The sequence below is a fragment of the Mesorhizobium sp. M1348 genome (assembly GCF_040317925.1).
Lineage (GTDB): Bacteria > Pseudomonadota > Alphaproteobacteria > Rhizobiales > Rhizobiaceae > Mesorhizobium.
This window is the reverse complement of record NZ_JAMYLH010000032.1, coordinates 41,823-60,556: the sequence shown is the minus strand read 5'-3', so window position 1 is coordinate 60,556 and position 18,734 is coordinate 41,823. Positions and strand designations below refer to the sequence as shown.

General features: G+C 58.0%; 22 protein-coding genes and 1 pseudogene. 9 read left to right on the top strand and 14 right to left on the bottom strand.

The window, feature by feature from the left end; translation table 11 throughout:
* Window positions 1-149: pseudogene (locus NKH13_RS30720) on the top strand (IS3 family transposase); the annotation flags it as partial.
* Between the two features lie 39 nt (window positions 150-188).
* Here NKH13_RS30720 and NKH13_RS30715 read toward each other — a convergent pair.
* The 13 genes from NKH13_RS30715 to NKH13_RS30655 all read right to left on the bottom strand — a co-directional run bounded on the left by NKH13_RS30715 (window position 189) and on the right by NKH13_RS30655 (window position 10,614).
* Window positions 189-410, bottom strand: a complete 222-nt coding sequence (locus NKH13_RS30715; protein WP_352719149.1) for a hypothetical protein — start codon at window positions 408-410, stop codon at window positions 189-191.
* A gap of 614 nt (window positions 411-1,024) precedes the next feature.
* Window positions 1,025-1,318 (bottom strand): hypothetical protein, encoded by a 294-nt coding sequence (locus tag NKH13_RS30710; protein ID WP_352719148.1) that lies wholly within the window; start codon window positions 1,316-1,318, stop codon window positions 1,025-1,027.
* A 332-nt stretch (window positions 1,319-1,650) separates the two neighbouring features.
* On the bottom strand, window positions 1,651-2,283 hold the full coding sequence (locus tag NKH13_RS30705) for a ribbon-helix-helix domain-containing protein (RefSeq protein WP_352719147.1): 633 nt from the start codon (window positions 2,281-2,283) through the stop codon (window positions 1,651-1,653).
* Window positions 2,284-2,498: 215 nt separating this feature from the next.
* Window positions 2,499-3,092: a hypothetical protein gene (locus NKH13_RS30700; RefSeq protein WP_352719146.1), complete on the bottom strand. Its 594-nt coding sequence runs from the start codon at window positions 3,090-3,092 to the stop codon at window positions 2,499-2,501.
* Window positions 3,089-3,679: a L,D-transpeptidase gene (locus tag NKH13_RS30695; protein ID WP_352719145.1), complete on the bottom strand. Its 591-nt coding sequence runs from the start codon at window positions 3,677-3,679 to the stop codon at window positions 3,089-3,091. Before NKH13_RS30695 ends, NKH13_RS30700 begins: the two co-directional genes overlap by 4 nt.
* Window positions 3,663-4,826 (bottom strand): CpaE/TadZ family protein, encoded by a 1,164-nt coding sequence (locus NKH13_RS30690; RefSeq protein WP_352719144.1) that lies wholly within the window; start codon window positions 4,824-4,826, stop codon window positions 3,663-3,665. The genes NKH13_RS30695 and NKH13_RS30690 overlap by 17 nt, the downstream gene beginning before the upstream one ends.
* Window positions 4,823-5,458: a TadE/TadG family type IV pilus assembly protein gene (locus NKH13_RS30685; protein WP_352719143.1), complete on the bottom strand. Its 636-nt coding sequence runs from the start codon at window positions 5,456-5,458 to the stop codon at window positions 4,823-4,825. Before NKH13_RS30685 ends, NKH13_RS30690 begins: the two co-directional genes overlap by 4 nt.
* 2 nt (window positions 5,459-5,460) lie before the next feature.
* On the bottom strand, window positions 5,461-5,994 hold the full coding sequence (locus NKH13_RS30680; RefSeq protein ID WP_352916567.1) for a TadE/TadG family type IV pilus assembly protein: 534 nt from the start codon (window positions 5,992-5,994) through the stop codon (window positions 5,461-5,463).
* Window positions 5,994-7,478 (bottom strand): TadE/TadG family type IV pilus assembly protein, encoded by a 1,485-nt coding sequence (locus NKH13_RS30675; protein ID WP_352719141.1) that lies wholly within the window; start codon window positions 7,476-7,478, stop codon window positions 5,994-5,996. The genes NKH13_RS30680 and NKH13_RS30675 overlap by 1 nt, the downstream gene beginning before the upstream one ends.
* 73 nt (window positions 7,479-7,551) lie before the next feature.
* A complete protein-coding gene (locus NKH13_RS30670; RefSeq protein ID WP_352719156.1) occupies window positions 7,552-7,809 on the bottom strand; it encodes a hypothetical protein in 258 nt (85 codons plus the stop codon).
* Between the two features lie 10 nt (window positions 7,810-7,819).
* On the bottom strand, window positions 7,820-9,265 hold the full coding sequence (locus tag NKH13_RS30665; protein WP_502909220.1) for a type II and III secretion system protein family protein: 1,446 nt from the start codon (window positions 9,263-9,265) through the stop codon (window positions 7,820-7,822).
* Between the two features lie 54 nt (window positions 9,266-9,319).
* Window positions 9,320-10,357 carry a Flp pilus assembly protein CpaB gene (cpaB, locus tag NKH13_RS30660; protein WP_352719139.1) on the bottom strand — a complete coding sequence of 346 codons (1,038 nt, stop codon included), beginning with the start codon at window positions 10,355-10,357 and terminating at the stop codon, window positions 9,320-9,322.
* Window positions 10,358-10,440: 83 nt separating this feature from the next.
* Entirely contained in the window at window positions 10,441-10,614 is a 174-nt protein-coding gene (locus tag NKH13_RS30655; RefSeq protein WP_352719138.1) for a Flp family type IVb pilin, read from the bottom strand.
* Between the two features lie 539 nt (window positions 10,615-11,153).
* Here NKH13_RS30655 and NKH13_RS30650 point away from each other — a divergent pair.
* From NKH13_RS30650 to NKH13_RS30620, 7 genes are all read left to right on the top strand, one after another.
* Window positions 11,154-12,536: a TadA family conjugal transfer-associated ATPase gene (locus tag NKH13_RS30650; RefSeq protein WP_352719137.1), complete on the top strand. Its 1,383-nt coding sequence runs from the start codon at window positions 11,154-11,156 to the stop codon at window positions 12,534-12,536.
* Window positions 12,536-13,507, top strand: a complete 972-nt coding sequence (locus NKH13_RS30645; RefSeq protein ID WP_352719136.1) for a type II secretion system F family protein — start codon at window positions 12,536-12,538, stop codon at window positions 13,505-13,507. The genes NKH13_RS30650 and NKH13_RS30645 overlap by 1 nt, the downstream gene beginning before the upstream one ends.
* A 20-nt stretch (window positions 13,508-13,527) precedes the next feature.
* Window positions 13,528-14,469 carry a type II secretion system F family protein gene (locus NKH13_RS30640; RefSeq protein ID WP_352719135.1) on the top strand — a complete coding sequence of 314 codons (942 nt, stop codon included), beginning with the start codon at window positions 13,528-13,530 and terminating at the stop codon, window positions 14,467-14,469.
* A gap of 54 nt (window positions 14,470-14,523) precedes the next feature.
* On the top strand, window positions 14,524-15,075 hold the full coding sequence (locus NKH13_RS30635; RefSeq protein WP_502909219.1) for a tetratricopeptide repeat protein: 552 nt from the start codon (window positions 14,524-14,526) through the stop codon (window positions 15,073-15,075).
* Between the two features lie 9 nt (window positions 15,076-15,084).
* On the top strand, window positions 15,085-15,591 hold the full coding sequence (locus NKH13_RS30630) for a prepilin peptidase (RefSeq protein WP_352719133.1): 507 nt from the start codon (window positions 15,085-15,087) through the stop codon (window positions 15,589-15,591).
* Window positions 15,592-15,712: 121 nt separating this feature from the next.
* On the top strand, window positions 15,713-16,510 hold the full coding sequence (locus tag NKH13_RS30625; RefSeq protein WP_352916563.1) for a sterol desaturase family protein: 798 nt from the start codon (window positions 15,713-15,715) through the stop codon (window positions 16,508-16,510).
* A 19-nt stretch (window positions 16,511-16,529) separates the two neighbouring features.
* Window positions 16,530-17,159 carry a methyltransferase family protein gene (locus NKH13_RS30620; RefSeq protein WP_352719131.1) on the top strand — a complete coding sequence of 210 codons (630 nt, stop codon included), beginning with the start codon at window positions 16,530-16,532 and terminating at the stop codon, window positions 17,157-17,159.
* 109 nt (window positions 17,160-17,268) lie between these two features.
* Here the strand turns inward: NKH13_RS30620 and NKH13_RS30615 are convergent, their stop codons facing one another.
* A complete protein-coding gene (locus tag NKH13_RS30615; protein ID WP_352916561.1) occupies window positions 17,269-17,553 on the bottom strand; it encodes a hypothetical protein in 285 nt (94 codons plus the stop codon).
* Here NKH13_RS30615 and NKH13_RS30610 point away from each other — a divergent pair.
* A complete protein-coding gene (locus NKH13_RS30610) occupies window positions 17,552-18,241 on the top strand; it encodes a phosphatase PAP2 family protein (RefSeq protein ID WP_352719129.1) in 690 nt (229 codons plus the stop codon). The genes NKH13_RS30615 and NKH13_RS30610 overlap by 2 nt on opposite strands.
* Window positions 18,242-18,734 lie beyond the last annotated feature (493 nt).

Genomic DNA, 18,734 nt, shown 5'->3' with positions numbered 1-18,734 from the left:
TCGGATACATCACGCCTGCGGCTTATGCCGCCAATCTCACCGCAACGGACGATCGGCTGCGCAACCCCGACCAGCTCCGCCGATCACCCGTTGCTCAACCCGCGCCATACGGCGTAAAACCCGCCGAGGCTCTAACTGCAGCCGGATGAAAATTCAGTGGCAGGTCACCGTAAGGAAGACCGCTAAAATTAATAGCGCCAGCCCTGCTTGAATTCATCGACAAACCATCGCTCCACGTCATCGCGCACTGGAGTGCTACTCCGGAATTTCAGGTGGCCAGGAGACTTCTGCTCAAGCCAGGAAAAGAAGTCGGAAAAATTTGGATTCTCAGGCGCATGAGGAAGTCCGCGCTCCTCAGCCCATTTCGTACAGAAATAGCGAACGGCCTGTTCCGCTTCATCCTTGGTCATGAGGGATGATGACACTCGATCCCACGAACGCAAGTACCTTGCCACACAGCTTCTAGACTAATTATCGGCAGCGACTATGAAGTAGGCCACGACAGCTAATCCTCCAGAGACTGGCGGCCAATGGAGAACAGCATGGAGACCGAACTTGTAGGCGTGCGAACCCAAGGTGCAGCGAACATCAAAGCTGCGGCATCGATGATGGAAATGGGACCCAATGGCCCGTCTGCAGGGTAGCCAATAACTTGCCAAGGCTGCGCTGTTGACGGGCTCAGGTCTCGTATCGAAAGAGCCGTTTGTCGTTTGGCGCAGTCAAGTTCGAACCTGGAGTTTGCGCCGATTTTCTGTTCGGCGACGGTATGATGATCAGCCCGTATGCGCGAGCGGATATCCAGGAGCGCTTAGGCTATTCCAACACGGCAAGCGTTGAGGGCAGAGAGAGTGAGTTTGAAGACGCAGACTTCTCGTCGCAATGTCGCAATGTCGTCTGGGTTCAACGCTCAATCGACCACGCTCAGCAGTGAAATTCGCGGCAAGTGGTCTCAAGACAGTTCCACTGTCTGCGGCAAGCCGGGTGTCAAGATCGCCTTCTGAATCATCGGACGAGGGAACACTCGCTAATTCGAATTGGCGAGCGCGGAGGAATACTGGTTTTTGCCCGCTGTCCTTGCTCGGCCCCTGCCAATGCGATCATTCAGGCCGTCGGAAGGTTCAGCCGATAATTCGCCTCTAGTCAGTGCGGCGACAAGTAAAGAGCAATCGAGTTCCTCAACGAACGGAACCTTCAGGTCGCTTTGAGCTGCCATCCGAAGCGATCTCAGTCTTGCTGTCTTTTCGGTACGTTCGGCATGCTCAGCCTCGGCAATGAGCTTCGCGGAGCGGATAAGCTTTTTATTTTCCAGCCAACACATGTGTTCGATCCTGCGAAATTTCTTCTTGGACGCAGCTTTCCCCGCGGATTCGCGCGGCGATCAGCCCGCTTCGGATCCAATTCCGCTTTTCCGCTCGCCAAGCCTTCTCTGGCGTCAGTACGTCGTCATGCCCTCTCTCTTCGAGGTTGTCGCCCTTCATTGTAATGAATTCGGTTGATTGGCGATGGTAGAATCGGCTCCTGCGGCGTGGGCCGTCGAGCTGGCCATAGCGGTCGGGTCCAAGCGAAGGCGCGCAGACAGTTCCTATTGGCCCGAAATGACACGAAGCATCTTCAGCCCGGATTGAGCCTCGCTCCCCTGAGGCCGCAGCTCTAACCGTTGACGAACGCCATCAGCAACTCCGGTTCGGGTACGGGCGCCCGTACTATATTCAATTGACCTCGATACCGACGTTCGCCGGCCCCGATTACAAAGCCGCTGGCGATCGGTATTTCGCCGGCGTCGAGTTGGGCAAAGATGTCGGCGACATTAAGATCCAGCGCCAGCTTGAGATTTAGTCGTGCATCATTGTTTGCTCCGATCGGCAACTGACGCTTGACCAATTGCTGGAACGAAGCATTGAACGTCAGGATCTTCTTCGATGACGCCAAGGCAAAAGCGGGCGAGGGGCAGGCAAGCAATATGGCATTGATCGTCCTGATCGATGTAAGCTTCCGCAGGACAATGTTTTCATCGGCGAGCCCGTTCATGCAAGCCACCCGTATCGCCGATGTCAGGTTACCAGTGTTGGTCGCACTTTCGGCGATCTCCTCGATCAGCATGCCGATAGTGCATTTCCTACTTTCAGCCATCTGCTTCAGAGATATCCAGAAAGCCTTTTCCAGACGGATGCCGCGGCGTATGCCGCCACGCGCGACCACCCGGAATTCCAGCCCGAAATCCTCTTTCGTGATCGTTAGAAGCAGCCGATCACGATTGGTGGGAGAGGTGGCGATAGCGCTCACTCATGATCTCCTGACGCCTTGATGATCGGCTTCAAAAGGTAACTCAGAGTCGCATTGCGACCCGTCTCGATGTCGACTGAGCACATCATGCCCCGGATGACCGAATAAGTCTTGCCTCCCTTTCGAGCGTCGATTCGTCTGTCGCGACACGCGCGACGCCAAAAGCGGCGGACGATCTTCTCTGGCAAGCATTCCCTACGCTCCCGTATCCCGCTCTAATCGATCTTGCGATAATACACCTTGCCGTCAGGCTGCTCTATGCGCCGGTAGGAGGAGCTTGGGGCAGGAGGCACCGGTGCTGCGCTCCTCCTTTTGGGCGGGCGTGGTGCTTCGCCGATACTGCGTTCGGTCGCTTCTTCACCATCGAGATCGCTGAGCGGCTCCGCCGTGGCGCTGCTCGTCTCCACAAGAGGCTCCGCCACGCTAGAAACGTCGTCGTGGACCAGCGGTAAGTTCTGTTCAATCCGGGCAATGCTGCCGTTGATCTGGCTGAAGCTACCCTGCAGTTGATTGTCCAGTTTTTCGAACCGGCTTTGAAAGCCGTTATTGACGGTGTCGAGCCGGGCCGCAATCCGTTGCTCGAACGATCCGAGCTGTTCCAGCCTCCCTTCGACAGAGCGCAGATCGTTGATGCCGCGGAAGAGATAGACCGCGGCTGTTAAATTTGCGGCTGTGATCAGCAAGGCGCCTGCAGCGACAACGCCGATCATCCTGGCATTGCTCGGTTTCCCAGCGACAGCTTGCTCTATAGGTTGGGTCGCCGGCCCAACGTCGATCGCCGGCATGTCCGGGTCGCTAATCATCGTCATTGGACCACCACCTTTGCACCGACCGAGACGCGCCTGAAAAGATCGATCACATCGGTGTTGGTAAGACGAAAGCATCCCGATGTGCCGTCGAAGCCAACGCCTGAAGGGTCGTTGGTGCCGTGTATGCGATAAAGCGTGTCGTGCCCGTCTCGGGATAAGTAGAGCGCCCGTGCGCCGAGCGGATTGTAGGGGCCGGCCGGCACCATCTCCGGCAGCTCCGGTTGGCGCGCGCGCATTTCTCTCGGTGGGCGCCATTCCGGCCATTCGGTTTTCGCCCCCACTTCAACGGTGCCGGTCCAGCCAAATCCGTCACGCCCGACGCTGATCTGGTAGCGTAGCGCCTCACCCTCTCGGGTCACAAGATAGAGCGCCTTCTCCTGCTTGCGGATAATGATCGTGCCCGGCTGTTCCGCGGTTTGGAAAACAACGAACTTGCGCAGGCTGGGGCCCATGGCTGGCAGCGGCGGCTGGTCCGATAGCGCGGAGCGGGCAGGGGCGCAGTCCCAGGCCGAGGCCCCCAATGCCAGGCCCATGATGCAGGCGCCCGCAAGCGTTGGAACGAAGCGATATTTACCGGGCAATGTCATCGAGCCGCTCTTTGAACATCCGCTTCAGATCCTTGTTGAAGCGTGCCCGCCCGTCCACCTCGGAAGGCATGATGGCTCGGTTCAGCGCATCGGTCAGCAGCGCATTGTCCAAGGCAACCGATTTGATGTGCGGTGCCTTGAATATCTTTTCGAGTTCGCTGCGCGAAAAGTGGTTGCCGAACCATTTGCGTCTGTGCTTGTTGGCGACCAGCGTGATGTTCACGGAATTGCCGCGCAAATCGCGGATCTTCTTGTAGAGCCGCTTGCCCTGCCGCAGCGAGGCGACGTTGAGCTCGAACACGATGAAGATCGCGTCGCTCGTGGAAAGCACAGGATTCTGCCAGGGAGTTTCGATGTTGGGCAGGTCGATGACGATGTCATCGAAGCGATAAGCGACGAGGTCCAGCAGCCGGAACACGAAATCCGCGCCCTGCGGCTCGAATGGCAGTTGCGGCCTTTCGAAGGCGTACAGCGTCAGGCCGGACGGGCGCGAGAGCTTGATAACGTCCATCAGTTCGACATCGAGCCTATCCGGCTGGCCGATGATGCCGGCAAGGTCGAACTGGTTGAAGAGGTTGAGATAGGCGCCACAATTGGCGCTTTGGAAGTCGAGGTCGACGAGGCAGGTCGAAGCTGCACGTTCGGCGGATTTCGAGGCCAGGAAGTCCGCGGCCGACAAAGCGAGCGTCGTGGCGCCGGCGCCGCCGCTAGCGCTGATGAAGGTGATGATGCGGCTCTTGGTGCCCTGGTTGCCGGTGTCGTGAAAGGTGACCGCATTCAGAAGCTCCTTGGCATCGAGTGGTTTGTGCAGCCAGTCCGAGGCGTTCATGCGCACCAGGATGCGCGTCTGTTCGGAGGTCAGCTCGTCTGAAACCGCAATCAGCGGCACGGCCGCCCACAGGGCGCGCCCCTCGACAATGCCGGGCTTGCCAAGCAGATCGCCATTGGCAAGGTCGAGGATTACGATGCCCGGCCGCGTGTCGGGGGTCGGGCCTTTGAGAAAGTCATCCGTTTCGGAAATCCGGACGTCATAGATCGCCAGCGCATCGAGCCGCGTCGCCACGTCATGCTTGAACTGCGAATCCGACGAGAACAGGGCGACCTGCTTTCGTTTGGTTGGGAGAACCTTGGTGTTGATAGCGTTCATGGTGATGTGCTCTTCAGGTCTTCGCCCGTAACCGTGCTTAGCATGGACGGCATGGTGACGTTCGCAAAGCCCATCAGCCCTTGCAGAAAGAAGAACTGAAAGGTCACGTTTTGAAGACTTACGGTGATTGTCGGCACCGGTCCGCCCAGCCGGGTCTGATAGCTCAAGCCAGTCGCGCTGTAGGTGACCACCACGTTGTCGCGGCGCAAGCGCGGAAAGAAATGGCACATCCCGGGCCGCTGATTTGCTGCGAGTGGGGGACAGGCATCATCGTTGGTGTTTGCCGTGTCCCCGCGGAAGACACGGCTGAAGTTGGCGGCATTGAATGCGCCCCCGTTGGTGCAAGCCCCTGTGCCAGCAGTATATGTGCAGACGAAGGGGCCATATGCCGCGGCAACGACTGGCGCACCCGGTGTCGTCGTCGGCGCCGCAGTCGCAAGGGCCGTCGCAATGGGGTCTGAAATCGAGGCCATCCGGGCGCCGAGCTGGACCGCCTTGGTAGCAGCGTTCCATTGGTAGAAGGCGTGAGCGAAATCGACGAAACCGAGGACAAGGGCAAACAGCAGCGTCGAAACGATGGTCATTTCGACCATCGCCGCGCCGTCGTCCGATTCCGCAAAACACTTGATCATGATCAGAACCGGATCAGCCGCTCCTCGTGAGAGCCGTTCAGCGTGATCGGGCCGATGCCGATGATCGATAGCATGCCGACCCCGCTATAAGCCAAGGTACCCGCAGCCGTGACGATACAGACCTGCGCGGTGGTTGATCGATATTGGGCGACGCCGGCGACCACAGCGTCATGGCAGGAACCGGCGGCAGCGATTGTCACCGTCACATTCGATTTCTGCCAGCCGCTGACGCGTGCACTGCCTGTTCCCGCCGCATTGCCGAACACAGCGATATTTGCAGCAATGTCGGCGCAGTTGATCGCCGCAAGCCCCGCTTGTGTATACAATTGGCTGTTGCAGCGCGCGGCGAAGCGGCTTGCATCTGAAAGCCCGGCTTCCATCAGGAGTTTTTCGTGAATCAGATTGCCGAACTCGAACACGCCACCCGCCAAAATCAGCATCAGCGGCGTGATCAGCGTCATTTCGATGAGCACTGCACCGCGCTGGTCGCATCGAAATCTATCGAGATGACGCAATAGCGTTCCAATCATCGCCATCACCGGTAAAGCTGAGCTTCGTCGCGGAGGAAATTGTCTAGCGTGCCCTGGCCGCCACCCCCAGTAACGTCAACCAATTCAACCATCACGGATGCGTCTTCCGATGGCGACGCAACCGGTTCAGTGAGTAAAAAGCTTCCAAAAGCTTCCACCGGCAGATCCGTGCTGTGGCCGGACAGATCGCTACCGGCAGCTTGAAGTGCATTGCAGTTCAGGATCGCGCCGTAAATCAACCGACGGTCAACCGTCGTGACAGGGGGTTGGCAAACTGCCGACGGCGTTCCGATCTCTCCACCGGTCGACGCCGTGCCTACCAACCCGGCCGATATTTCGTAACGGTAGACCTGATAGCGCGTCGGCTTGGTCGTATTCCATGAAGATGGGTAGGCAGCGGAACCAAAGTTGGTGCTCCAGTAACCTGAGAAATTCCAATTTCCATCGCCCATCCGGCCGCCGAGGTATGGAGTGGTCGCGTCGCGTGGAAGGCCCATTGTTCCAGCTTCGGTGAATGAAAGTTGGTTCATGGAAGGACATTGGTTTGCGCTTCCTCGGGTCTTGATTGCCCCTTTGCGGACGTTCGCGGCTGGACCGTATTCAGGACTATCGAAATGGTTGCCGCTTGCCGCAATGCCGAAACGAACATTGAAGGCGTCTTGCACTGGGCCGGCGTTTTGGCCAGTCTTCGTGCTAACGCTGGCGGAACTGTAGCAACCAACCGGCCTTGATGTTGCAATCGTCTGAGCGAGAGCTTGAGCACCGTTCCCCACACCGGCCGGAGGTTCGAGGAAGCCGAAGTTACCAGGACCAGCGGCAGCCCCGTTTCCGACCTTCCTCAGTTCGATCAGTCGACGATGGACAGCCGGATTTGCGATGGCTTGCTCAAGTGTGTATCCGCCCGCTGCATTCGTCCCGTTCACCGTCTCGTAGGGGTTGCACATAAAGACCGGCGTGAAATCGCAGACGCCGGAGGTGAAGCCCGCCACAGCGACTGCGCCGACATTGAAACTGTTGCTGGCGCCGGATGACAAGAAGGAAGCCGGGAAGATTGCGGCAAACCCGACCGGGGTTACAGTGACTTCAACAAAACGGGCAAGTTTGGCGTCATTCAGCTCGTCGGTGATCACATTGGCGGGCACAATGGGGAGATTGTCGGTGGCCGGCAACGAGCGAAGATATCGGCGTGTTACTCCGGCGGAAGCGAGCGTTTGAGGAGGGCCGGCGGTCGAGAAGGTGTATCGATTGCTTACCAGCGTAGCGATCGCCCTGTCAGCACGGCTGATAGAGTTCGACGTCCCATCCAGCTCAGCCGCGCCTGCCAGCGCAAACGCATCAGCCCCCTTCTGCAGATCGTTATGCAGATTGTTGACCCGGCTCATGTCGATCACCAGCAGAGAAAATCCGATGATCGCCGGCAGCATGACGCTGACCAGTATCAGCGCTATTCCCCTCTGATCGTGCCAGAACGCGCGAATAATACGCAGCATGGCCTTGCTCTTTTGCTCCTTGACGCCAGGATCCCTCGTTTACCTGACGCGCCGATCCTTCCGTTCAATCCGCTCAGTCTTTCGGCGTCCCGACATTGACCGTGATCGCCGGCGGCGGCGGCGGTGGCGGTGGGAACCTGTAACTCTGGGCCAGAGCAGCAGCGCGCGCGCCATCGCCCTCAATAGCGGTTTTTTTCGATGCCGGATTGAGAGGGTCGACCGTTTGCAGAAGCGAATTGTATTTCTGGGTGTCGCCCGCGGCCAATGTCACCGTGTCGTAGCGGTTCAGATAGTCCGCGCAGCCCGTCAGCCCGCTGGCGCACAAAAGCATGATCAACACCCTATTTCTTGACATAGATCATCTTGTCCTTGGATTTCAGGTCGAGCATGTGGCCATAGGGGCCGACGACGCCTTCGCCCAGTTCATATTTGCGCACCATGTCCTTGGTTACTTCCAATTGGCCGAGCACGAAAAATTCGGGGTCGTTGGCCGGCCGTGTCTTGTCGAATGGGGTCGCCAGTTGCTCGCCGGGTTTCACCGGGCGAACGATGTGCGGGGTGACGATGACGACCAGTTCGGTCTCTTCCTTCTGATTGCTTGAATTGTGGAACAGCGCGCCGACAATCGGCACTTGGCCCAGCCATGGTACCTGCCTCTGGATTTTGGTATTCTTGCTGGACAAGAGCCCGCCGACGGCGAAACTCTGACCGTCGCGCAACTCGACGACGGTCGCCAGCTTGCGGGTGGTGAAGATCGGGTCGCCGGCCGGCGTGAAGCCGTTCAGGTCGCTTACCTCCGGCGCTAGCTCGATATGGATCTTGTCGTCGTCGAGTACGATTGGCGTGAACTGCAGATTCACGCCGAACTGCTTGTACACAATGTTGATCTGGCCATCGCTGTTGAGGCTGCGGATGGGTACTTCGCCGCCGGCGTTGAAGCTGGCCGACTCGCCGGAAAGTGTGGTGAGATTGGGCTCGGCCAACATGCGCACGACACCCTTTGCCTCAAGCGCCTCGATGATCAGATCGACCTTGATGTTGCTGTCGATGACGCGAGTGATCAGCGCGGCGAATGGATTGGTGTTCGACAGCAGGCCAGTGAGCAGACCGCCCGGTCCGAGCACCACGTTATCTTCATCGACGGCGGCAATGCCTGTTCCAGTTCGGGTCGTTCCGCTGTTGTTCGTGCTCCGGATCGACACACCAAGGTCGCGACCGGCATTGCGCTTGGCCTCAAGCACGCGCACTTCCAGATTAACTTGCTGGCTGTCATCAACGGTAACGGCATTGATAATCGCGTCGGGACCGTATTGCTGGGCCACTTCCAGGATCGACGCCAGCGTGGCGCCGTCCTTCACATGCCCGCCAAGCCGGACCTTGCCATTGACCGAACCGATATCGATCCGCGATCTGGGCGCTACCTGCCGAATTGCCTGCGCCATATCATTGACGTCGACGCCCACCTCGATCTGGATTACGCCAAGCGAGCGCTTGTCTTCGGAAAAGAGATTGACGGTGGTGGTACCGGCGCCCTTGGCAATGACGTAGAGCGTCTTGTCTGTCATCGGCTGGGCATCTGCGATCTTCTCGTCGGCGACGACGATATCGCCAAGAGTGGCGTTCACCTCGATCGTCACTGATTGCGACATGGGCAGGAAGATACGATGGACCTTTGGGTTCGACACGTCTATGCGGCGATCGGCTGCCGCAGCCTCAAGGCCGATCGGCAGTAATATCACCGAACAGGCCAGCGCGGCGGCTGCCAGTGTTTTCCGGACCGTTCGCATCTGCATTCCCCCTTTTGGCGACTCTTCGGACGCTCATTATCCCATATACCAGAACTATCTTTGTCGCGGTACGTCATATGTTTCGAGCTTCACGCCCCGAAAAACGCCGATAGTCGCACGGGCCGACGGCTCCGGCTGCACATATTTGATCACTTCCTTAACGACCTCTTGCGCTTCGGGTGCCGAGGTCACGGCCGGAGCAGGCTTTGCTTTGCTCAAGTCGTCGAGCCGGCTCCCGACCTGTTCGACGGCCCGCGTCAGGCCATTGATCTTGTCGTCCGCGCGCTTGCGCTCGGCTGCCGCAGCAGCATCGGCCGTCGCCTGCCTGGCGAGTTCGGCCTGCCTGGCTGCGACATCGGCCGGCGTTTCGCCGGTCAGGTCGGAAAGCGTGATGCGTTGGGTGATCTCGTCCTTGCCGGCTGCTGCCTGGCGAAGCGCCAGCGACAACTGGCCTGCGCCGGCGGCCAGCGTCAGCTTCTGGGCGTCCTTGGTGCTAGCCTCGACGGTCACCGATTTCACCACCGTCGGGCTGTCCGTGCTTTCATCGGCGACCTGGTCGACGGCGAGCACCTTCATGCTCTGCAACAGCACGTCGACGAAACTCTGGTCCGCACCTCCAGGATTGCGCACAGTGCGTGTCAGGAGCACATCGACCCGATCACCTGGGAAAACGAATCCTGCGACGCCGAGCACATCGTTGACTCTGATGGAAACAGCTTTCATGCCTTCGCCGAGCACCGCCGAAAGAGTGGCGCGCTGGCCGGGGCCGGTAATCTTGGTGGCGAGAACGGGTTCATTGGCGCCGATCGCCTGCAGCGCCTGCTTTGTGCCTTCGCCAGCGAGTAGATCTTTTGTCGTCTTGAAAGCACCGGCCGGAACCGCGCCGGCCGGCCATGTGATTTCACGCAGCTTGTCGGCCGACAGCGTGTCGCCGAATTTCAAAGACACGGCCGCCACCACAATGGTGTCGCGCGGCACGTCCGTCTTCGCCATAGCGCTGCGTTGACTGGTCAGCCAGATATTGGCGAGAACCACTGCGAGCACGCCGAATACGCCGGCGAGAACGATCATAATGACAGTGTTTGCACGCACTTTCTTTCCCCGCCAGACTCCTTCACCCACCGCCTGGATCGACGCCGGGAGACCTCCTGGCGTCGATGATGACAATCAAGATATCACGGCAGCGCCGCCTGGAGCGTTGTCCACTGGCCGGTAACCCAGCCACCGACAAGAATGATGGTGGCGATCACTGCGACAGTGATGATGCCGAGCAGGATGGTATATTCGACCATGGCAGCGCCGTGTTCGTCGTCGCGAAACTGCCGGGTCATCGTCATGAGCCTTTTCATGCCAATTTCTCCCTTTAGAGGTTCAAACCCTGACGAGACGAGCCAAGGATGAAATCGCATACCTGAGCATCCTCCGTCGACTTAATCCTAGGGGCCGATAAAAAGCAGAGTCAAATAAGTTAAGGTTCTTTAACTTCTTTACACCTGTGCCTTGCCTGATCTGGCAATAACGTTTCGAGGTTTTGTCTATAGGCAAGATGTTGATTCTGCCTGCTTTTCGCCTATCCATAACCACCCATTCACAATTTCGCTGCGCCTGTGGCAGAAGCGAGGCGATATTAGCGGATAGGCATATGCCATTATATCCAAGGGCTTGCCGGAGCCCGAAAGGGGCCATCGTGGCCAAAAAGACACAGGGGAATGTTTTGGCAGGCCCTTGTATACTTTCGGCAGGACGCCTCCTTCGAATAGATGAGACGTTTTTTTGACCTAAGTGTTAACTGTGCAAGAGCATTGAGTTCGTGGAAGTGCTTGGTGCTGCCGTCTTGCGGGGTTGACGTTTAGGTTCCCCCAACGCGTGTCCAAGGGGGTAGCGCAAAATGCTGGGCCGATTCACGAAAGGGCCAAGCGAGCCGCGGGTCGAGCCGAAGCTCGATCCGATCGTGCCGGCAGTCCCCGCACTCTCCCGTTCTGCGGACTTCGGATCGCCGGGGGATGATTTCCTCACGCTCAAGGTCGAACTCCACCGCCACTTGATTGACCGCTTCAACCTGACCGCCCTTGAAAGTGCGTCCAAGGAGGAAATTCTGAACGAGATCCGCCCGATCGTGCGGGAATTCGTTCGTGCTCGCAACGTGCCGCTTAACGCCCGCGAACTTGACCAATTGACCAGCGACACCGCTGACGAGATGCTCGGGCTGGGTCCAATCGAGCCGTTGCTCAAGGATGATTCGATTTCCGATATTCTGATCAACACCCACAAGCGAGTCTTCATAGAGCGGCGTGGCGTCATAGAGGAGACGGCGATCCGCTTTCGCGATGAAGCCCATCTGCTACGTGTCATCAACAAGATCGTTTCGGCTATCGGCCGGCGCGTCGATGAATCGGCGCCAATGGTCGATGCGCGGCTGGAAGATGGGTCGCGAGTCAACATAGCGGTGCGGCCGATCTCGGTGGATGGCCCGCTGGTCTCGATTCGCAAGTTCTCCAAGAACCCCTATTCGCTCGAACGCCTGATGGCGTTTAATTCGATCCGCCAGCCGATGGTCGACCTGTTGCGCATTGCCGTGCAGGCCCGCAAGTCGATCCTGGTTTCGGGCGGCACAGGCAGCGGCAAGACGACCCTGCTCAATGCCCTGTCGAGCTACATCCCAGCCAGGGAGCGCCTGATCACCATCGAGGACGCAGCGGAACTTCAACTGCAGCAGCCGCATGTGGGCCGTCTCGAGACGCGTCCGCCCAATGTTGAGGGAAAGGGCGAAGTTCGCCAGCGCGAATTGCTGAAAAACGCGCTTCGCATGCGGCCGGACCGCATCATCGTCGGCGAGGTGCGCGGCGAGGAAGCCTTCGACATGCTGCAGGCTATGAACACCGGCCATGAAGGTTCAATGACCACCATTCATGCCAACACGCCCCGGGATGCGATATCGCGATTGGAACAGATGGTCGGTATGGCTGGCATGCCGATGAGCCACGATTCAATACGGGCTCAGATTGCCTCGGCCATCGACGTCATTGTGCAGACGCAACGGCTTTCCGATGGTGGAAGGCGGGTTGTTTCCATATCAGAACTCACCGGTATGGAAGGCAATGTCGTACAGGTTCAGGAGCTTTACCATTTCGTCCGCCGCGATGTGACTGCCGAGGGCCAGATCGTTGGGGAATTTCGTGCGACCGGCATTCGTCCGCGCTTTGCCCAGGAAGCGGCGACCCTTGGCCATCAGTTCGCCAAGGACGCGTTCAACCCACAGGTTCCGCTCTAATGCCGACCGGCCAGACATTGCTCTACTTCATCTATGTACTGGCGGCTGCGTCGCTCATCCTCGCAGCCGAGGCTCTGTATGTGACTTACTCCAAGCGGCACTCAACGGTCAGCACGATCAACCGTCGGCTGAAGCGGCTCGCCGATGACGCTCCGGCCGAACAGACTTTGCAGCGATTGCTGCGAGAACGTGGGCTTACCAGCTCTGGCGATTTTCTTTTCAATGCTGTTGGCCTGAACAGGCTGTACACCCAATCTGGCGTTACCGGGAATCCGCTGTCGTTCGTCGCGACATTTACTCTCGGTGGACTGGCCCTGGCACTGGTATTTGCGTTCCTGCTGCACTTCTCCGCCGTGGTTTCGTTTATCGTCTTTCTGCTCATCGGATTCGTCCTGCCGTTTCTGGTTCTCCGTCGCGCGCGCGCCAGGCGAATCCAGAAATTCGCGAAGCAATTGCCGGATGCCCTTGAGATGATCGTGCGTTCGCTGCGTGCCGGTCATCCGACTTCCGTGGCTATAAGCCTTGTCGCACGAGAAATGCCTGATCCACTGGGCACCGAATTCGGCATTGTTTCCGACGAGATCACCTTTGGCCTCAGCCTTGAAAACGCGGTGCGAAAACTCTCGCAGCGCGTCGGTTTCGAAGGTCTGCATTTGCTGTCGGTGTCGCTGTCGATTCAGGCCAAGACCGGCGGCAACCTTACCGAAATTCTGTCGAATCTCTCAGTGGTGCTGCGTGAAAGGCACAAACTTAGGCTGAAGATTAGGGCGCTCTCTGCCGAGGGGCGAATGTCCGCGTGGATCATTTCCCTGTTTCCTCTTTTGATGCTCGCCATCCTCACGGGCCTGGCCCCCAGCTACTACGGTGATGTGTGGGGCAGCCCCTTGATCATGCCTGTATTCCTGGTTTTCGGGCTCTGGGCGCTGCTCGGCGACTTCATCATGTACCGTATGGTCAATTTCGATTTTTGAGGGAGCGGAGCTATAGAGTTGTGACCCAGGATCTGAGTCTGCTGGTGTCCATTGCCGTCTTCCTGGCGGCCGTAGCGCTTTTCCTGGTTGGCGCGCTCGTCTTCTTGCCGGCGCTGCAGACGAGGAAACTGGTTGCGCAAAGCCTGATGGCAGAGGGCATTCCCGACCGCCGCTCGCTTTTGGGCCAGGAAGAACTGGCCAAGATTTCAGCACAGCGGCCGGTCGACGCCTACTTCAGATCGATCGAAAAGGAACGCGACGAGCCCAGCGCGCTGGACGCAAAACTATTTCGCGCCGGCTTCTATCAGTCAAGCGCGCCATTGATCTATACTCTGTCGCGCCTTGGCGCGGTCTGTCTTGGCTTTTCCGCGACGTACGCGCTCCTGTCGCGGATATTGCCACCCGAACTTCCCGGTCTTGTCGCCTTTGCAGGCTCTGCCCTGCTTGGGCTGGGATGCATCGTCATTCCGAGCATCGCTCTCGATCGGTTCGAAAAGGGACAAAAGCAGATCTATCGTCGCGGCTTTCCGGATTTCATGGACATGATGATCACCTGCGCCGATGCCGGCATGAGCCTCGAAGCGGCTGTCGAGCGTGTCGGCAGCGAACTGGCTGGCACCCATAGATGGCTCGGCATCCAACTCGCGATCATGAATCTTCAGTTGCGCGCGGGCAAGCCGTTGCGCGAGGCCCTGCGCGAACTATCCGACCGCGTTGGACTGGAGGAGGCGCGCGCGCTGGCCGTGCTGTTCCGTCAATCCGAAGAGCTCGGTACCAGTTTGACGGATGCCTTGCGCGTCTACAGTGACGAAATGCGGGGACAAAGAATTCTCTTCGCCGAGGAGCGCGCCAATGCTTTGCCTGTCAAGATGATGATACCGCTGGGGCTATGCATCTTTCCTGTTGTGATGATGGTCGTGATGCTTCCGGTGATCATTCGAATGAAGGGCATTTTCTTCTAGACAGGGATGTGCTTTGGTCTGGGGGCGGGATCGGAAAGATCCCTGGGGGATAAAATGACAAGGCCAATGTGGCTCGTTGCCGCTGCCAGTTTGCTGGTTGTCGTGCTTTCCGGTTGTCAGTCGAATGCGACGGACCCAACGGGAGTTGTCCGCACTAATGAGCCGGCGAAAGTGGAGCTTACTGCCTTCGGCGATGCCTTCGACGGACTGAAGACGGTCAGCGACGTCGAATATTATGCCTCCGACCAGGCCGTTGCCGAAGCCAAGAACCAGTTCCGCTCGGAAAATTATGGCAATGCCGGCGCCCTGTTCTACAAGGCGACGCAACTTGCCCCCAACGATGGTGTCGCATGGCTGGGCCTGGCCGCCTGCAGCGACCGCATCCACCGCTTCGATCTCGCCGACAGGGCTTATGGCCAGGCCTTCCGACTGATTGGGCCTACGCCCGAATATTACAACAATGTCGGCTATTCCTATCTGCTGCGCGGCAAGCTGCAGGACGCGCGCAGCAATTTCCTTAAAGCATACGAACTGGCTCCCAACGATCCGACCGTCGCCAACAATTTGCGGCTCCTGTCGTCCAGCGTGAAGAATCTCGAACGGTAAGGCGCTAGCATGTTGCTTGCCGGAGCGCTGCTGATGAAGGGGCTAGCGGTTTCTTTGCTGGCAAGGATTGCATGGCTCGACTTCACGACCCAAAAAATATCTAACCGCGACGTGCTGCTGCTTTTGTGTCTTGGGCTGGGTTCGCTGCAGTTTATGTCGATCCTGACCGGGTCGTGGTGGGACATGGGCCTGAGCGCGCTTGCCGCACTTCTGCTGTTCGTTGCGCTTTTCCCATTCTGGGCCATGCGCAAGGTGGGCGCCGGCGATGTCAAGCTGATGGCGGTGGTTTCGTTTCTGATCGGCGGCAGCGGGCTCCTGGTGCTTTCCGTGCTGTTGCTGGTCTTCGCGCTTGCGACTGCGTTAGTCGTGAAGAACCCCTTCATGCTGCCCGAAGGCGCCTTCCGCCTCTACGTTCAGCATCTGGGTCGCAATGGCATCGTCCCCTTCGGCGTGCCGATCTCGATCGCTGCTATCTGCACGCTAGGGCTTCAGATTTATGGCAACGCACGGTTCTAGGCGGGCTCTCAGTCTGACATGTTTGGCGCGCAAACTAACTTTCAATCAAGCTGTGAAAAACCATTAGCTTGCGCTCAAATTGGCGAAGTGCTTGGATTACGTCTTGCCGGCGGGACGCCGTATGGACATTCTGAATATCAAAGCGCTCTTGATTGCGGTTCTGATCTTCGTTCCGATCGAATACCTGTTCGCTCTGCGCCCCCATCAAAAGATATTCAGGAAAGCCTTCTTCAACGATCTCATCTATGCGCTGTTTAATGGGATCCCGATAAGCCTTGGCCTGATCGCGGCTATCACGCTAGCAACGAGTACGGTGGGGCGGCTGGTGCCGGCCTACGTCGGCAGCGCAGTATCGTCGCAGCCTGTTTGGCTCCAGGTGTCGGAGATCATTGTCATTGCGGACATGGGCTTTTACCTGGCCCACCGCACCTTTCACGCCGTTCCCTTTTTGTGGCGCTTCCATTCGATTCATCACAGCATTGAAGAACTGGACTGGTTGGCAGCGCACAGGGTTCACCCTGTTGATCAGGCTCTGACAAAGAGCGCGTCACTCGTGCCTGTATATCTACTGGGTTTCAGCAACTCGGCGATCGCCCTGTTTGCAATAATTTTTCACGTCCACGGACTTTTGCTACACGCCAACGTCAGGCTGAACATCGGCCCGCTTCGGTGGTTGATCGCGTCACCCCAGTTCCATCATTGGCATCACGCTCACGAGCGCGCCGCATACGACAAGAACTTCGCGGGTCAACTTTCATTGATCGATGCGCTCCTCGGAACGATGTACCTGCCCGGTAACGCTGTCCCGGAGCGCTATGGCGTCGATGATCCGATTCCATCAACTTACGTCGAGCAACTCGTCTATCCAGTGATCCCGAAGGCCAGAATCAATGAAGCTCCCTCCACCAGAGATACGTGATTTCATCGGGCGTGCAGCGATGACGCTTTACTTCACGGTCTGTGCGACTTTGAAAGCCGCAACATTTTTGGTAGCTCTTGCCCGCGCAGAATGGACAGTTGCGTGGATTATCGATCTCACCGCAGATGTCGCCGCTCTCGGCTTTCTCCTGCTCGTCATTGTGATGACAGTGGCGCGTCTTCCGCCCTTGGGAACAGCGCACGGAATTGAACCCCGCATCTCTGCGCTCATCGGATGCTTTGCCACTGCAACTTTGATCGCGGTCCCTCGCATCCAGGCAGCTCCGCAGATCGAGTTTGTTGCGGACCTGACCACCATAGTTGGTTTCGCTCTTTGCATCTTGTGCCTGTGGTGGCTCGGCAGATCCTTCAGCATCACTGCGCAGGCCAGACGGCTCGTCACGGCAGGCCCTTACCAGATCGTGCGCCACCCGCTCTACGTCTGCGAAGCGATCGTCCTGCTCGGCATTCTTCTCGGCAATGCGACATGGGCGACCGTCGCAATCTGCGCCATTGCTCTCGCTTTCCAATATCGGCGGCTAGTGAACGAGGAGAGGGTCTTGCGAGCAGCGTTCCCCGAATACAAAGCCTATGGGCAGACCACGCCAATGCTCATTCCATCTTTATCCTCATTGTGTTGGTGGCAGTGACTGTGCCCCATGCTCATCGGCAGTCTACGGATGTAAGGGCGTGCCTGGTGATCTTGCACGGCGCCCTTAGGAATGCTTCATTCGCTGACCTGGGTGTTGTAACTCGAACTCACTTAGTAATTATTACCTTGGTCACAGCTCTTTTCGGGCTGATTGACATTTTTTGGTTGCCATTTTCTACAGTCGATTTTTCACCGAGCAACTGGATTGACCTAAGCAAGGTGGCCCTTGTACTCAGCGCATCTTGGATGGCATCCGCAATTGCGCTCCATAGATTGAGATCTGACACAAGCCCAATCGCCAGCGTAATCAAATATCTTTGTGGCTGCTTGAGAATCGTAGTCGTTTCCGCAGCAGCATTCATTCCGCTCGCCATTTCAACCACCGTCTTCATGTATCTGGCGTCGGCCACCTCAAGGCCGCTGGCGGACCCGGTTCTAGCTTCTATCGATTCCGGCCTCGGTTTCGACTGGCAGTGGTTCCTTGCCACGACCAACCACCCGACTACAGCATCCGTCCTGGTTTTTGCTTATCACGCGCTGGCGTTTCAAATGCCGCTCGTTTTGTTAGTCCACGCGGTGAGAAACCAACGAGAACGAGCACTGGAGTTTGTCGCTCTTCTAGCAGTTGCCTCGGTCTTCACGGGCGCATTAATGGCTTTGGCGCCAGCAGAAGGCGCTTATGCCTATTTCAAGCCGGCGCCCGGGCTATTTTCGAACTTCACCACTGATGCCGGAATGTGGCACCATAATGTGCTTATGGCGCTGCGATCAGGCGAGCCGTTTGATCTAATTATGACTAAAGGCACAGGGCTCGTCACGTTCCCGTCGTTCCACACGGCACTTGGATTGGCAGTGGTCTATGCCGCGCGGACCATCCGGCCACTTTTTGTCGTGTTGGCCCTGGTGAATGCCGCCATGATTGTGGCCACGCTGCCGGAAGGCGGTCATCATTTGATAGATGTGATCGCCGGCACAATCATCGGCATTCTCTCCATCATTGTAGTCAAGATTCCTAGCTATGTGCCCGGAAAGGCCGACGGCGTTGCGAGATCAGCCGCGGGATCGGACGCGGGCCGCTGAGCGGGGCGTTGCCCTCCGGCTGCCTGGCAATGACGCCGCGGCGGCGAGGCACAAAGGGGGCCGCAGAGAGCTGGCGTTGGCCCGAAACGTTTGCTGCCGACGTGCTCCGGTATCCCCAGTCATCATCCGCCGCGGTTTCGACCATGCTTTATCGCCAAATCAACATGGAATGAGCGTGACGCGTCGAAATACCTGATGGCTGGCCGACGTCCTTCAGGCGGCGCCCAACCCCGCAGACCCCGTTTGGATAATTTTTGCTCCGGTGTCTTCTCTGGTTCTGCCTTCAACGCCTGAATCCGGTCGCAAGTGCTGGGAACGCGCTTGGCAGCGCCCAGCACAAAACAAGTCTGCGACGTAGACGTTTCCGCCATCCCGATGCTTTGCGCACAGAGTTTTATCCTTGACCTGTTCAAGGAGGCGTTTCTCGATAGTCATGGGTGCGAGCTGCGAGCAAGATGGCCAGTCATTGTTGGCGGTCGCGCCGAAATAGGAT